Consider the following 13,712-nt stretch of genomic DNA (forward strand, 5'->3'; position numbering starts at 1 on the left):
ATTATAATATTTAAACAAATATTTACCTTTACGTTTACGTAAGGGGTAGGTATTGGGTATGGTTACCGAAAAGTCCAATATATTAAAGGTAAGAAAAATGAACTTTGATTTAACCGATGATCAGTTAGCCTTTGAAGAAACCGCCCGCCAATTTGCTCAACAAGAGCTTGCGCCAAACGCTGCGATGTGGGACAGAGAGCACCACTTTCCCGTTGATGCTATTAAAAAAGCAGGTGAATTGGGTTTTTGTGGATTGTATGCACCAGAAAGTGCCGGAGGCCTTGGTCTATCGAGGCTCGACTCGTCTATTATCTTTGAGCAGCTTTCTATGGGGTGCACCACCACGACAGCAATGTTAACCATACACAATATGGCAACATGGATGATTGCGACGTGGGGTAGCGACGACGTTAAAGATGCATGGTGCGAGCAGTTGGTAACAGGCAATAAACTAGCGTCTTACTGCCTTACCGAGCCAGGCGCAGGTTCAGATGCGGCTTCACTTAAAACTAAAGCTACAAAAGAAAACGGTGGCTACGTACTAAATGGGGCAAAAGTATTTATTTCTGGCGCAGGCAGTACAGATATCTTAGTGGTTATGGCCAGAACAGGTGAAGACGGCCCTAAAGGAGTATCTGCATTTGCCGTTCCTGCGAATACAGACGGTATTGAATATGGAAAGGCAGAAGAAAAAATGGGCTGGAATGCCCAGCCGACCCGGATGATCACCTTTGATAATGTAAAGTTAGATGAAAGTTGGTTATTAGGTGAGGAAGGGCAAGGCTTCAAAATGGCCATGCAAGGCTTAGATGGCGGCCGTATTAATATTGCCACGTGTTCAGTTGGGACTGCGCAGCAAGCGCTGAATGTAGCGCGCGACTACATGAATGAGCGAGAGCAGTTTGGTAAACCAATTGCCGGGTTTCAAGCGTTACAATTTAAACTTGCAGATATGGCAACGGAGTTAGTTGCGGCGAGACAAATGGTGCGTATGGCGGCTTGTAAATTAGATAATAATGATGCAGATAAAACTACCTACTGCGCTATGGCTAAACGCTTTGCCACCGACGTAGGCTTTAACGTGTGTAACGACGCGCTTCAATTACACGGCGGTTATGGCTATATAAAAGAGTACCCTCTAGAACGACACTTTAGAGATGTTAGAGTGCATCAGATCCTTGAAGGTACAAATGAGATTATGCGCGTTATTATTGGAAGACGTTTGTTGGCGGATGAACGCAGCGTATTGTAGTGCGCTTTTAGTAGCTATGTTAGACGTGGTTTTAATGGAACGTGTTTATGGTTGTAAACACGAAGAAGGAGGCGAGAAATAACGATGATTAATGCCGATTCAGTTGTAGTGGTTGATGAAATTACTACAGCAAGTAAAGACTACAAAATAGGCCGGTTAACGCTTAATAAACCCAAAGCACTGAATGCGTTAGATTTGGAAATGGCAGGTATAATGCTGGACGCACTTCGGCAATGGCAAGCGCGCAGCGACATTGTCGCTGTTGTCATAGACGCTGCAGGTGAGAAGGCGTTTTGTGCAGGTGGCGATATCGTCTCTATGTATAATTCGATGGTAGAGGCCCATGGAGAGATTCCCGCATTCCTCGAAACCTTCTTTGAAACCGAATACACCCTCGATTACACCATTCATAACTACAACAAGCCTATTATTGTTTGGGGCAGCGGCATTGTTATGGGGGGCGGTATGGGGTTACTTTGTGGCGCCAGCCATCGCGTTGTGACAGAAAATTCTCGTTTGGCGATGCCTGAGATTTCTATCGGATTGTATCCTGATGTGGGTGGCAGTTACTTTCTTCCCCGTCTGCCCGGTAAATCGGGTTTATTCTTAGGTTTAACCGGCGGTCAAATGAATGCAGCAGATGCTATGTACGTTGGGCTCGCTGATGTAATGGTTAGTAGTGCTGAAAAAGAAAATTTGCTGCAGGGCCTTGTAGACTACGCGTGGAATGAAACAAGCAGCTCAACCCTTGCAGAAGCAGTAAATACGGTGTTAAGCCGCCTACAAAAGCCTGAAACGGAAGTGCAGAGCAACATAGAGCCCAACATGCCCCTTATCAACGAATTGTGTAGTGCCAACAATGTAAGTGAGGTTGTAAATGCCATATTGACCGCCGATATGCAGGGCGACAAATGGCTATCTAGAGCGCAAAGTACCTTGGCAAAGGGCTCGCCTATAACGATGCACTTGGTATTCGAACAATGTAAAAAGGGCGCTACTATGTCGTTAGCAGACTGCTTTAGAATGGAGGCTGATATGTCCTGTCGATGCGGCGAAAGTGGTGAGTTCCAAGAAGGGGTAAGGGCGCTGTTAATTGACAAAGATATGACGCCCCAATGGAAATTTAAAAAGGTTGAAGACGTACCTGAAGCCGAGATAGCGCATTTCTTCACGTCTCCTTGGTCTAAAGAAGCACACCCGTTGGCTGCTTTGTAGTACAAAGCTTACTAAACGCGAGCGGCAACCAGTTCGGGCAAATTTGTGCATACATAAAGCCGCTACAACCGTGTAAGCGTCATATTTCTATGACTATGCATTAGAAAAGTATGGCGCCAGTCGCACCGCTTATTGCCGTAAAGCTATCGGTTTTGGTATCCTTTACGGCAAATTCAAACACATAAGTACCCGTCATGTGGCACTGCCCACTTTGTAAAGCACCGATATCATTAATAGCCTCTCCAATTCGTTGTCAAAATAGCCACAGCTTCGACAAAGCGAAGTCTGGGTATGTAAATTTGCTCCCTGTTCAGTTCAAAAAGTCGAAAGCGCCTGGTGACGATAAGGAGATGGTTAAAGCGAGACGGGAATTCCATCAGCTAAATGCGTATGGTCCGTTAAAAGAGAAAATGGTGTCGTTGTTGCAACGTTCTCTAAAAGACCTATACGCGGGGCAAGCTACTGTTAATGATCAAGGAAAGCACGGTTGTATCAATATCTTTGACGCAGGTTGCGGTGAGGGGAGTTACCTCGACGCGATAACTCAAGGACTATCGGTACACGGTTTTGATGTACAAGGTGCAGGAAGTGATATCGCCAAAGTTGCGGTTGAACTAGCGGCCAAAGCGTTCAAACAGGCACAATTTGTGGTGGCAAGTAGCTTTGAACTTCCCCTTGAAACAGGTAGTCAGGACGTGATGCTGCAGGTCTTCGCGCCGGGAAGCGACAAAGAATATTTTAGGGTGCTTAAAGATAACGGCCTTTTACTCACCGTTGACCCGGCACAAAAGCATCTATTCGAGCTTAAGCAACAGGTTTACGCTAATCCAAGACCGCATGAGCTGAACGATAGTGTAAAGGAAGGGTTTTCTCGTATAGAAAACGAAACTTTTTCATTTCCTATTGCGTTTGAAAGCCGCGAACATGCCCTTGCGTTAATTAAGATGACGCCTTTCTATTGGAAATTACCCAAAGGTAAAATTGATGAAATTGTCGAAGCCCTAAAAAGCGTTACCGCCGATTTTCACATCCAGCTTTGGAAAAAGCACAGCGATGCAGAAGCGTGATGGCATATATAGTTGAATCTGCCCCAGCGGCAAAAGCATTGTTTTAAGACCGTGACGGCGTAATAAACGTTGACCATGGCTACGTAGGAACGTATGCGGACTTTGAATATAAAAACGGCATATTCGATGTCATCAAGCAGTTTCAGTTAAAAGGCTATCAGCCTGTTATTGTAACGAACCAAAGCGGTATTGCCCGAGGGTTTTATACTGAAACTGAGTTTCAATCGCTCATGAAAAGAGTTCAAAAAGACTTTACTGCAAACAATATAAATAGCATACCTGTGTATTTCTGCCCTCATCATAAACAGGGCTCGATATCACGCTATGCTATTTCCTGCGAATGTAGAAAGCCAGCGCCAGGAATGCTATTAAAAGCTGCAAAAGATTTAAACATAGACCTTTGTAACAGCGTACTTATTGGGGACAGCTGGCGTGACATACAAGCCGCTGATGCAGCGGGCCTTAAACAAAGCATATTCTTGTCAAAAGAGGTCGTCACACCTGAGCAGGCTGAAGGGCTTAGTGAAGGTCACAAAATTAACATCGTTACTTCACTATCAGAAATTTCGCCACCATAATTCACCGCTTAATCTGGTTACGCGTAACGAAGCAGGTAGCTGAAATTAAAGAGTTTTTAAAAACATGATATGAAAAGGCTGCAGTAACTTATGTTGCTGCAGCCTTTTTGAATGCTAATTTTGTGTTGAAAATCGCGAAAGATGCTTAATCGCTTGGCTTAATAAATCAACGTTTAGCGCGTCTTTACTGCGTTTTCCTGTTTCCATATCGCTTATCTCATAGCTGCCGTTACTTAACACATCAGTACGTTTATTATCGTGGAATACGACAATACGTTCGCCTGATGTGCTTACTAGCCACGCTCTAGAAGGGGCTAATAGGCTTTGGCCCGTAGAATAAAAGGTTGCTGGTGCATTACAGCCTAGCGCATTTAAAATGGTCGGCGCTAAGTCTTCAGTGCTGGCTAAATTGGCCTTCAGATTGAGCGTACTGTACAACGCGCCTTTACCTTCCTCACTTCCAAAACCTGTGGCTACGATTACGTCGTGATTGCGTTTAAGCGTATTCTCTACATAACGTGCAATATCATTGCTTTTCATAAACGCAATATGTAGGCCGTCGTGATTATTCGTAATGGGTTGTAAGTACCCAGACAGCTGCGGCAGTGGCAGTGTTTCATCGCTATGAATAGACACAGGCATACCCGAACCTAACGGAAGCGCAAGAAGAACAGGGCGCTTTTTCGATAACGCGTCTTGATAGATTTCCGGTACGCCAAACAGTGTTGACGTTATTAAGCCTTCAATGCTGCTAGCAGTAGAATAATAATTACTCACTTTATTTAAGCTTTTAGCGCCCACGCTAAGTAAATCTACCGACTGCTCGTTGTCTATTTGAACCACTACGGTTAGGTTCTTGTTTGTTTCCACTGAGCAGTAAACCGGTTGTGCTGGATACGTAATGTTGTGAATGTCTGGGCTAAACTGCAGCTGTTTTCGCTCCTCATAGGCCGCGAGGTCAAGAAGCCCGTAACGAGACATAGTCGTCTTAGCCGTAGCAGGATATGAAAGCGGAAACATATTGTCTTGTTTGATTATAGGCTGATAGAGCTTGGCGTCTGCCCATACGTGTATCGCGTGGCTCAGTACAAAGCAGCTTACGAAGAAAGTAGTAACAGGTACGCCGACCTTATAACGAGTGAAGCGCTCAACTCGCTTCCAAATTGCATTGGCTAGCACTAATTGAAAGCCTAACCACACAATAAACAGCAAGAATAAAAACGCCCACTGTTGCCAGCTTTCAATGGTCATACTTGACTGGGCTTCGCTTCTCAATAAGTCTGCAGCGTGAAAACTAATGTGAAAGCCTGTGCGGTTAAATAGAAGGGCATCGAACGCCAGCAGCGCCAAACCGACAGCGGCAATAATCGAGGCGCTGCCTTTTATAACCCTGGGGTTATTGACCAAATAGCACAGGGGGAGAATAAAAATAACGAAGCCAAAAAAGGTCATAAACCCAATATGACCAAACCAATTGGCTAGTAGATACAAAGTGCCGACACCGGTGCCTGGCATAGGTGAAGAGAAAACAAAAATTGAGGCAATAACAATGGCGATAATAATATTCGCCAAGGCAAACCAGTGCCCCCAATTTACCAGTTTAGTAACACGCTGGCGACGAGGTGATTCGGCAAGTATCATGCAGTCCCTTAGCTATTTTTTACGCTTTTCTTAAGAACATCGGCAAACTGCGTTGCCATGGCTTCGCGATCTTCAGGGGCTACCTGAGTGTTTAAAATGTGCGTAATTACGTTTCCTAACACCATAAGTGAAAGATCACGGTTTGCACCGCCTTCTTCAAGCGTTAGAATGACGTTATTCATTAGCGTTTCGAACTGGTCGTTGCTATAGCGGCTCTGTTGGGGCATTGCTACGCCTCTTTTTTATGATTTCTTTGATAAAAAGAATGGTTTTACACGTAAAATGATTATAATCGTTGTTTGAGTGAGTACAATCATTCATTCTAAAATCCCGCAATTCTTTGGATATTTCTGACACTTTTTAAGCAACAGGACACCCGATACTCTATGAGTGCACTGATTCACCACTTTGTTGTACATCGATTGATTGTAAACAAAGAAGAGAAAATTGAAGCGATTCCCCGCGATAACTGCTTAGCAGTGACACCGGAAATCGAGCTTCTTGCCCATCAAATTAACCACAGCTTTAATGCTAAACCAGGCAAAGGTGTGGGGCATTTTGTTAGTGAAGTAACCCGTGAAGCAAAAATAGAAAATGAAGAGGGTGAAACCACCACCGAAAAAAGCACGGAAAATGTGGCAGAGTTTGCTGAAGGTCTAAAGCAATATTTAGAAGTTCAAAAAGAAGCAGGCGATAACGTAGAAGATGCTTTCCATGCTTTTTCGGTGTCTGCTACTCAGCGTTTGGTTCGCACATTAGCGGAAACTGGCACGGTTGAGACAGGTTTTCTAATTTTTTGCCAGTACGAATACCTAGCAACCCAGTATTTAATGATTGCGCTATTAAATACTCGCTCTCATGTAGAGGTTACGAACTCATTAGATTTATCTGCTCGCGAGCATTTAGATTTAGCGAAAATGCAGCTTGCTGTACGTTTTGATTTAACTCAGTGGGATATTCAACCCGAGCAACAGCGCTACGTTAGTTTTATTAAAGGAAGAATGGGGCGCAAGGTATCAGACTTCTTTATGCAGTTTGTTGGCTGCGAAGAGTTGGTTGATGTTAAACAGCAAAATAAGCAACTTATCTCTTCGGTAGATGCGTATCTTGCTAGTGAGTCATTAGACCCACAGGAACAGCATCAACATCGTGAAGAGGTGAAATCTTACTTTAAAGAGAAGATTGATGCGGGCGAAAGCTTGTCTGTTAATGAATTAGCCAACCGTCTACCTCAAAATGAAGAGACCAGCAGCAACTTCAAGGCGTTTACAGAGTCTTTGGAAGTGCCATTAGAAAATGAAATTCAGCCCGATCCTGCTGCGCTTAAACAATTGGCGAAGTTTACTGGTCAGGGTGGCGGCGTGTCTGTGAGCTTTGAGCGCAAACTTATGGGCGATAGGGTATTTTATGACCCAGCGACAGATACACTCACTATCCGTGGAATTCCACCGAATTTGAAAGATCAGCTGAATCGACAATCTTCAATGGACTAGTCGCTGCTAAGGCAAGATAAAAAACGTATACTAGGGGCATAGCTGTTGCTTGCGTGTTAATCAAGCACACACGCCAGCCTCACTTTATAGTAAATAAACTCGACTCAAGGGTGTTATGCAATTATTTGTAAATGATTTGACAGTGATGGACTTTTCTTACCTGTGCCCACAGCGTGGTATGGTAGGAGAAAGTTGGATTGTCGATGTAGTTTTGGACGGAGAGCTCAACGAAGAGAGCATGGTTCAGGACTTTGGTCACGTGAAGAAGAACCTTAAGCGTTTGATTGATGAATATGTCGATCATAAATTGCTAGTGCCTGCAGAGTACAGCGGCTCAGAGGTACTTCACGACGATGAAACCGAACAGGTAGAAACCCGCTTTACCTGCACAGATGGCCGCAGCATTATGTTGCACTGTCCGGCAGAAGCTTATGCTTTTGTCTATTCTGATGAAATTAACATGGATTCAGTAGGTGTTTACCTTAAAGAAGTGCTTGCTACACATCTTCCTGAAAACGTCGAAAACATTACCCTTAATTTACGTGAAGAAGTAATAACCTCGCCGTTTTATCACTATACTCACGGCCTGAAAAAGCATGATGGCAACTGTCAGCGTATTGCCCACGGTCATCGTTCGCGTATTGATATCATTCTTGATGGTAAAGTTAGTGTGGAAAGTCAGCAATATTGGGCAGACCGCTGGGAAGATATTTACATTGCAACTCAAGAAGACGAAATTGCCTACAGCGATAGAAAGTTAAAGGGTACGGTAGACAATGCAGAAGATTACTATTGTTTCGCCTATGAATCGTCTCAAGGTTACTTTGAATTATTAATTCCTAAATCTGATTGCGAAGTGATCGACACCGACTCAACGGTAGAGTGCTTAGCGCAATACTTGCTTGAAGAGCAAAAGAAGCGCACACCAGAAGGTATTTGCCAAGTGATTGCCTATGAAGGCGTAGGTAAAGGTGCCACGGTAAAAGGCTAAACCGCCAAAGCTCGAACGCAGTTAAAGCTAAGGAATAGACCATGAGACTCTCCCAATCAGGTAATGCATTGATAAAAAAAACCGCAAGCTTAGTTATCTCGGCCATGGCATGCACGTTAGCTTTTGGCTTATTGCCTTCGCCATCTGTGGCGACGACAACTGAAGCATCCAATGATTTACGTAACAAAGCTTCGAATGATATTGCTGTTTCTCTTAACGGTAAATTTACCCAGGGGGCACTTTTACGCGGCCAGGCGCCGGTTGAGTCAAAAGTTTTTCTAAACGGTAAGCCGGTACCTACCAATAAAGATGGAAAATTTGTCGTTGGGTTTGAAAGAGAGGCGCCGCTTCAACAAACCCTTACCGTTGAGTATGGGGGTGGGAAAACGTGGCAACGAGAAATTACACTAGAAAAGCGCGAATACAATATCCAACGCATCGACGGTTTAGCGCAAAAAATGGTAACGCCGCCTGCTGAAGTCACGGCGCGTATTAAACAAGATAATATAAACGTGGCTAATGCGCGCAGCGTTAATTCGGATCTCGACGCGCTTTTTACTCGGTTTGAGTGGCCGGCGAAAGGCGTTATCTCAGGGGTTTATGGTAGCCAGCGCATTTTAAACGGGGTACCTAAGTGGCCACACTATGGGCTGGATATAGCGAACGAAACAGGAACGCCTGTGTATGCACCAGTAGACGGCGTTGTGACCATGGCAGACGACCTTTATTATTCAGGCAATACACTTATTCTTGATCATGGCATGCGTGTGTTTTCTACATTTCTGCACATGGATACAATAACAGTAGACGTGGGTGAAAAGGTTAAACAAGGCGAGCAGATCGGTACTATCGGGACAACAGGACGCTCTACAGGTCCGCACTTAGATTGGCGTATAAACTTAGGTAAAATGCGCCTTGATCCTCAAACGATTATCTCTGGCTCCCCTGAAACCCAATAATATTGTCGCTTAAAAGCGTACATTCGAAGTAAATAGAAAGGCTCCACAAGGAGCCTTTTTTACTATGCCAAGATGATAGCTTACCGGCCTAGCCACTGGTTAAGTGTTTGCACATCTTCGATATTAAAATACGCCATTTCAGCGCGTGCTTTAACCACGTTAAGGGGCAGGGTAAGTAGTTTGCCATCCCTAATAAGGGTAACGTCTACAGCTGATTTTTGCGCAGTATCAAGCAGGCGCTGCAGCTTTTGCGCATTAACAATGTGCCCATCAAGGGCAATGATAACGTCGTTTAACAAAATGCCGGCTTGCATAGCGGCCAACCCTTCAAACACCTGTACTACCGTTAAGCCTAGGCTTGCTGGTTTCAATGTCGCCCCAAGTTGATTACGTATTGCTGGCAGCTGCGTCAAACCACCTTTATCTTCAGCAGATACACGAGCACGGGTGTTAAAGCGCACGCCCATTTCACTTACGAAAGAAATTAAGTCAACATCTTCTGTACCGTAAACCACGCGGTTTAGATAATCTGACACATCGATGTCAAAGTGGGTTTTACACAGGTTTTGAATGACGTCATCGGGCGTACCTTTTTCGTCAACACCATAGTGTTCCCAAAGTAGCCTCATTAGCGTATCGAGGTTTACTGAATTATTTGACGCTTTGCGAAGTAAAAGGTCCAGGCCAAGGGCGATTACGCCGCCCTTGGTGTAATAGCTAACAATATTATTAGTAGCACTAGCGTCTTGCTTGTAAAACTTAGTCCAGGCATCGAAGCTACTTTCAGCGGCACTTTGCTTTAATCGCCCAGTGTTTTGGAGTAGCCGGCTGACGTTCTGTGCAACAATATCAAGGTACTTTTGCGGCTCGATAACCCCGGCTCTGGCAAGAGTGACATCGTCATAGAAGCTCGTAAAACCTTCGTATATCCAAAGTTGGTTAGTATAAGTTTCCTGAGATAAATCGGGATTGACCATAACCCTCGGTTTAATTCGTTTTACATGCCAGGTGTGGAAGAATTCGTGGCTACATAAACTTAAAAATGTAATATAGCCATCGGTTTTGTTCTCATTATCTCCCACTTGCGGCAGATCAAAACGCGGGTAGAGCAACGCGGTAGAATATTTATGCTCTAACCCTCCAAAACCGTTGTCGGCAAGCAATGTCATAAAGAGATACTTGTCGATGGGGGGCGGCGCTCCAAATAAGTCAAGGTGGTGCTTGCAGATAGGTGTTAAGTCGTTTGCTATACGCTGATAATCGATATTGTTATTACCCGAAAACAGCAAGGTAAACGTCACGCCATCAACATCAAAGCTATGGGTGTCGGCAATTCCCACATAAATAGGGTGGTCGATAAATGCATCGTAGTTGTCTTCAGCAAAATGCCATTTTGATACGCTTGTGCTATTGCCGTGAGCAGGCATCGATGTATAGGCTTGCCATTTAGCCGTAGTTTCGTCGTTTTCATCTAACTGAATATCAAGCTCACAGCGCGATTGCTCAAAACCAGCTACGCGTAAAAACGCACTTGTGCCGTTAATAAAAGCGTATTCATGGTTCATAAACGCCGAGCGAATAGAGAGGTCGTTGGCATACACGGTATAACGAATGGTACAGGCACTACCGTTCGTTTTAACACGCCACGTTTGTTTATCTAATTTAGTAACTGGAAAAGCGTTTTTGGCATTACTGTTGTCAACCGCGCTTAGGGTGATGATGCTTTTAGCAAAATCTCGCACCATATAACTACCCGGGATCCAGCTAGGTAGTGAAAGCTCAAGGTCAGTTTGCTCGTGTTTTGGCACTGACAAGGCAACAGTGAACTGGTGAGAACGCCAATCAGAAATGGTTAACGCGTAATGAAGAACAGAAGAGGGCATAAACATCCGTTAATATAAACAATGATATCGGTTAACTATAACAACCTATAGGCGTAAGCCCAATAGTAGGTAAGGCTACATAGCGTAATTAGTAAGAAAAACGCTACCACGTTAGAAGCATAAAGTTGATCAAAGTTAAATTGATGCGTACATTGAGGCAATCAACAATATTTCCAGCAATAACAAATACAAATGGCTGAAAAAATACAAAGTAATTTACTCAGTGCAGAAGGCTTGGCGTCGCTTCGTACTCTGGTACCCGGCGATACGGTAGATTTACAAATTGCTATGCCTGCAGCGCCCAAGCGTGTAAAAACTGATTACACAGGCATGCTAATTGATGAATGCATGCTGTTCCATATTCCCACGACCGCGAAGTGGATCACCGTGCGCGATGCGCTGACCGTAGGTAACGATATTGTCGTACGTTCTGTACTTGAAGGTGATACGGGCCAGGTTATTGCATTTAAAGTAAAAGTACTCAAGCTGCTCTCAAAGCCCTCCGGGTTGCTTATAACGTCTTTTCCTAAACGCATTGAAAGCATAGGGCTTCGCGCTGTCAAGCGAGCGCAGCTTGGCGTTTCAGTTTCTCTTGATGCCGAGGTTTACCCCGATGATGAAACAGTCACCGGTATCATTATTGATTTGAGTGAAAAAGGCTGCAAGGTCGCACTACAGGTTAAACCTAACTGGCCCGTTATGCTCGATGAAGCAGATGTTAAGCTAAACTATTCAATAGACGGTAAAGAAGTTGCGCTTACCGCAAAGGTAAAAAATCACAGGTTAGAAAGTGACGTGGTCTACTATGGTCTTGCCTTTACCTGCGATGAAAAATTGATAAAAACGCTGCTGTCCCGACACACGCTATTAACGTAACAATAAACTGTTTTTAAGGCGTGCCGGGTGCTCTTTAGATAATAATCAAAATAACGAGCTAAGGGGAATAATATGAGAAGCATTGAACGACTCTTAATGCAATACGGCGAAAGTCATCAAAATAGAACAAATGTCATCATTCATGCGATAGCGGTACCAAGTATCTATTTTGTTTCACTGGCGTTACTGTGGAGTTTGCCAGTACCCGAATTTATTGCGCAGTTTGACATCACGTGGGCGCATATTATTGCTGTTCCTGTGTTGTATTACTATTTTATGTTATCTGGCCCTATTGGGGCCGCAATGACGTTACTCACCATTTTATGCTTTGGGGCAGTTAATGCCTTAGCTCACTTCAACGTTTCTGTGTGGCTGTTTTCGCTTGTGCTTTTTGTCGTCATGTGGGTACTCCAGTTTATTGGGCACCACATAGAAGGAAAGAAACCTTCGTTTTTTGAAGATTTACGTTTTCTGCTTGTTGGTCCGGCGTGGTGGTGGGTTCACTGGCTAAAACGTATGAACATAAGTTACTAGATGCGTGTAACAAATTAACGCGCTGTTAAAACAACGCTGTTTTCAATATGTTGTCCTGCGACCAGAAGCATAAGGGGCACGACCAAGCCGCTTGGGTCGCAACAAGGCTTGCGTATAATCGTTGTATAAGTTTTTAAATTGGTAATATTGTGAGTCGCTTTCAGCGTGTAATAGAAAGTAATGAACGTTTATTTTGGACGCTCCACAGCGCTGGCTGGGCAGGGTTCGCGATAATTTATTACATTGGTTCTTTCCTACATGATGTGCGCCCAATTTGGGTTTTTATCATCATGCTCAATGCCTATGCAGGGTGGTTATTAACCATTCCTCTTCGCTACATCTACCGGTGGGCAAGAAAACAATCTCCGCTCAACATGATCATTATTGTGATTGTGTCATGCTACTTGATAGCTCTGCTTTGGGCCGTGGTGAAAAACATTAACTACTGGGAAATCTACAAGCACGGCTACCGCCCAGATGAATGGTACATGTACTTTACCAACACCATTAACTCACTCATCATGGTAGGTTGCTGGAGCGGCGTATATTTTGGTATTAAAAATTTCCAGATGCTGCAAAAAGAAAAACAGAATGCGCTAAAAGCCAGCACCATGGCTCATCAGGCACATATAAAGATGCTGCGTTATCAGCTCAACCCACATTTTCTGTTTAATACCCTTAATGCAATTTCAACGTTAGTTTTGCTTAAGGAAAACGACACAGCTGAAGCCATGGTGTCTAGGCTAAGTGACTTTCTGCGCTATTCCTTAGACAATGACCCCATAAAGCGCGTGCCGCTAGGGCAGGAAATTAAAGCGCTTCGCCTTTATCTAGAGATAGAAAAAGTAAGATTTGATGACCGTCTAGAGGTGCTGTGGGACATTGATGAGCAGTGTGAAAGTGCCCTTGTACCTAGCATGATATTGCAGCCCATTATTGAAAATTCGATAAAACACGCCATATCAAAAATGGAAAACGGTGGCCGCATTTCAATTACTGCTCGTACATTTGGCAATGATTTATTAATGGATGTTGCCGACAACGGCCCAGGCGCTGATATCAAAGACGGTACGCTCAGCCGGGAAAACGGTGTAGGGTTAGCCAATATTAAAGAACGCCTGCAGTCGCTCTACCATCGTAATTTTGCATTTTCTATAGAACACAATCAGCCGTCAGGTGTACGAGTGAGAATTCGTATTCCTTACGAAGTTAAGGACGTATAA

Annotated in this window: 13 protein-coding genes; 10 read left to right on the forward strand and 3 right to left on the reverse strand. The window is 44.1% G+C overall.

Annotation, left to right across the window (positions count from 1 at the left end):
• Positions 1 to 97: 97 nt before the first annotated feature.
• The 4 genes from MADE_RS09745 (at position 98) to MADE_RS20865 (ending at position 4,112) form a co-directional block, all read left to right on the forward strand.
• Positions 98 to 1,252 carry an acyl-CoA dehydrogenase family protein gene (locus MADE_RS09745; protein WP_012518393.1) on the forward strand — a complete coding sequence of 385 codons (1,155 nt, stop codon included), beginning with the start codon at positions 98 to 100 and terminating at the stop codon, positions 1,250 to 1,252.
• Between the two features lie 84 nt (positions 1,253 to 1,336).
• The gene (locus tag MADE_RS09750) at positions 1,337 to 2,467 is read left to right on the forward strand and encodes an enoyl-CoA hydratase/isomerase family protein (RefSeq protein ID WP_012518394.1); all 1,131 of its coding nucleotides are present in this window, start codon (positions 1,337 to 1,339) and stop codon (positions 2,465 to 2,467) included.
• Between the two features lie 194 nt (positions 2,468 to 2,661).
• A complete protein-coding gene (locus tag MADE_RS09755; protein ID WP_012518396.1) occupies positions 2,662 to 3,534 on the forward strand; it encodes a putative RNA methyltransferase in 873 nt (290 codons plus the stop codon).
• A 62-nt stretch (positions 3,535 to 3,596) separates the two neighbouring features.
• Positions 3,597 to 4,112: a D-glycero-alpha-D-manno-heptose-1,7-bisphosphate 7-phosphatase gene (locus MADE_RS20865; RefSeq protein ID WP_080597402.1), complete on the forward strand. Its 516-nt coding sequence runs from the start codon at positions 3,597 to 3,599 to the stop codon at positions 4,110 to 4,112.
• 114 nt (positions 4,113 to 4,226) lie between these two features.
• Here MADE_RS20865 and MADE_RS09765 read toward each other — a convergent pair whose 3' ends face one another.
• Both MADE_RS09765 and MADE_RS09770 read right to left on the reverse strand, forming a co-directional pair.
• A complete protein-coding gene (locus MADE_RS09765) occupies positions 4,227 to 5,753 on the reverse strand; it encodes a DUF3413 domain-containing protein (RefSeq protein ID WP_012518398.1) in 1,527 nt (508 codons plus the stop codon).
• Positions 5,754 to 5,761: 8 nt separating this feature from the next.
• Positions 5,762 to 5,980, reverse strand: coding sequence for a YejL family protein (locus tag MADE_RS09770; protein ID WP_012518399.1), 219 nt, complete (start codon positions 5,978 to 5,980; stop codon positions 5,762 to 5,764).
• A gap of 159 nt (positions 5,981 to 6,139) precedes the next feature.
• Here MADE_RS09770 and yejK point away from each other — a divergent pair, with 159 nt between their 5' ends.
• The 3 genes from yejK (at position 6,140) to MADE_RS09785 (ending at position 9,196) form a co-directional block, all read left to right on the forward strand.
• On the forward strand, positions 6,140 to 7,246 hold the full coding sequence (yejK, locus tag MADE_RS09775) for a nucleoid-associated protein YejK (RefSeq protein WP_012518400.1): 1,107 nt from the start codon (positions 6,140 to 6,142) through the stop codon (positions 7,244 to 7,246).
• Positions 7,247 to 7,361: 115 nt separating this feature from the next.
• Positions 7,362 to 8,237, forward strand: coding sequence for a 6-carboxytetrahydropterin synthase (locus MADE_RS09780; RefSeq protein WP_012518401.1), 876 nt, complete (start codon positions 7,362 to 7,364; stop codon positions 8,235 to 8,237).
• A 41-nt stretch (positions 8,238 to 8,278) separates the two neighbouring features.
• Positions 8,279 to 9,196, forward strand: coding sequence for a M23 family metallopeptidase (locus tag MADE_RS09785; RefSeq protein ID WP_012518402.1), 918 nt, complete (start codon positions 8,279 to 8,281; stop codon positions 9,194 to 9,196).
• An 80-nt stretch (positions 9,197 to 9,276) separates the two neighbouring features.
• Here the strand turns inward: MADE_RS09785 and MADE_RS09790 are convergent, their stop codons facing one another.
• Positions 9,277 to 11,079 carry a M61 family metallopeptidase gene (locus MADE_RS09790; RefSeq protein WP_012518403.1) on the reverse strand — a complete coding sequence of 601 codons (1,803 nt, stop codon included), beginning with the start codon at positions 11,077 to 11,079 and terminating at the stop codon, positions 9,277 to 9,279.
• 192 nt (positions 11,080 to 11,271) lie between these two features.
• Here MADE_RS09790 and MADE_RS09795 point away from each other — a divergent pair, with 192 nt between their 5' ends.
• The 3 genes from MADE_RS09795 to MADE_RS09805 all read left to right on the forward strand — a co-directional run bounded on the left by MADE_RS09795 (position 11,272) and on the right by MADE_RS09805 (position 13,712).
• Positions 11,272 to 11,955: a PilZ domain-containing protein gene (locus MADE_RS09795; RefSeq protein WP_012518404.1), complete on the forward strand. Its 684-nt coding sequence runs from the start codon at positions 11,272 to 11,274 to the stop codon at positions 11,953 to 11,955.
• Positions 11,956 to 12,027: 72 nt separating this feature from the next.
• Entirely contained in the window at positions 12,028 to 12,489 is a 462-nt protein-coding gene (locus MADE_RS09800) for an Mpo1 family 2-hydroxy fatty acid dioxygenase (protein WP_012518405.1), read from the forward strand.
• Positions 12,490 to 12,638: 149 nt separating this feature from the next.
• Positions 12,639 to 13,712, forward strand: a complete 1,074-nt coding sequence (locus MADE_RS09805) for a sensor histidine kinase (protein ID WP_012518406.1) — start codon at positions 12,639 to 12,641, stop codon at positions 13,710 to 13,712.

The organism is Alteromonas mediterranea DE (genome assembly GCF_000020585.3).
GTDB lineage: Bacteria > Pseudomonadota > Gammaproteobacteria > Enterobacterales > Alteromonadaceae > Alteromonas > Alteromonas mediterranea.

What these genes read in the sequence shown, in the direction of transcription:
- MADE_RS09745 (WP_012518393.1), top strand. Translation starts at nt 98, where the DNA reads ATGAACTTTGATTTAACCGATGATCAGTTAGCCTTTGAAGAAACCGCC.
- MADE_RS09750 (WP_012518394.1), top strand. Translation starts at nt 1,337, where the DNA reads ATGATTAATGCCGATTCAGTTGTAGTGGTTGATGAAATTACTACAGCA.
- MADE_RS09755 (WP_012518396.1), top strand. Translation starts at nt 2,662, where the DNA reads ATGTGGCACTGCCCACTTTGTAAAGCACCGATATCATTAATAGCCTCT.
- MADE_RS09765 (WP_012518398.1), bottom strand. Translation starts at nt 5,753, where the DNA reads ATGATACTTGCCGAATCACCTCGTCGCCAGCGTGTTACTAAACTGGTA.
- MADE_RS09770 (WP_012518399.1), bottom strand. Translation starts at nt 5,980, where the DNA reads ATGCCCCAACAGAGCCGCTATAGCAACGACCAGTTCGAAACGCTAATG.
- yejK (WP_012518400.1), top strand. Translation starts at nt 6,140, where the DNA reads ATGAGTGCACTGATTCACCACTTTGTTGTACATCGATTGATTGTAAAC.
- MADE_RS09780 (WP_012518401.1), top strand. Translation starts at nt 7,362, where the DNA reads ATGCAATTATTTGTAAATGATTTGACAGTGATGGACTTTTCTTACCTG.
- MADE_RS09785 (WP_012518402.1), top strand. Translation starts at nt 8,279, where the DNA reads ATGAGACTCTCCCAATCAGGTAATGCATTGATAAAAAAAACCGCAAGC.
- MADE_RS09790 (WP_012518403.1), bottom strand. Translation starts at nt 11,079, where the DNA reads ATGCCCTCTTCTGTTCTTCATTACGCGTTAACCATTTCTGATTGGCGT.
- MADE_RS09795 (WP_012518404.1), top strand. Translation starts at nt 11,272, where the DNA reads ATGGCTGAAAAAATACAAAGTAATTTACTCAGTGCAGAAGGCTTGGCG.
- MADE_RS09800 (WP_012518405.1), top strand. Translation starts at nt 12,028, where the DNA reads ATGAGAAGCATTGAACGACTCTTAATGCAATACGGCGAAAGTCATCAA.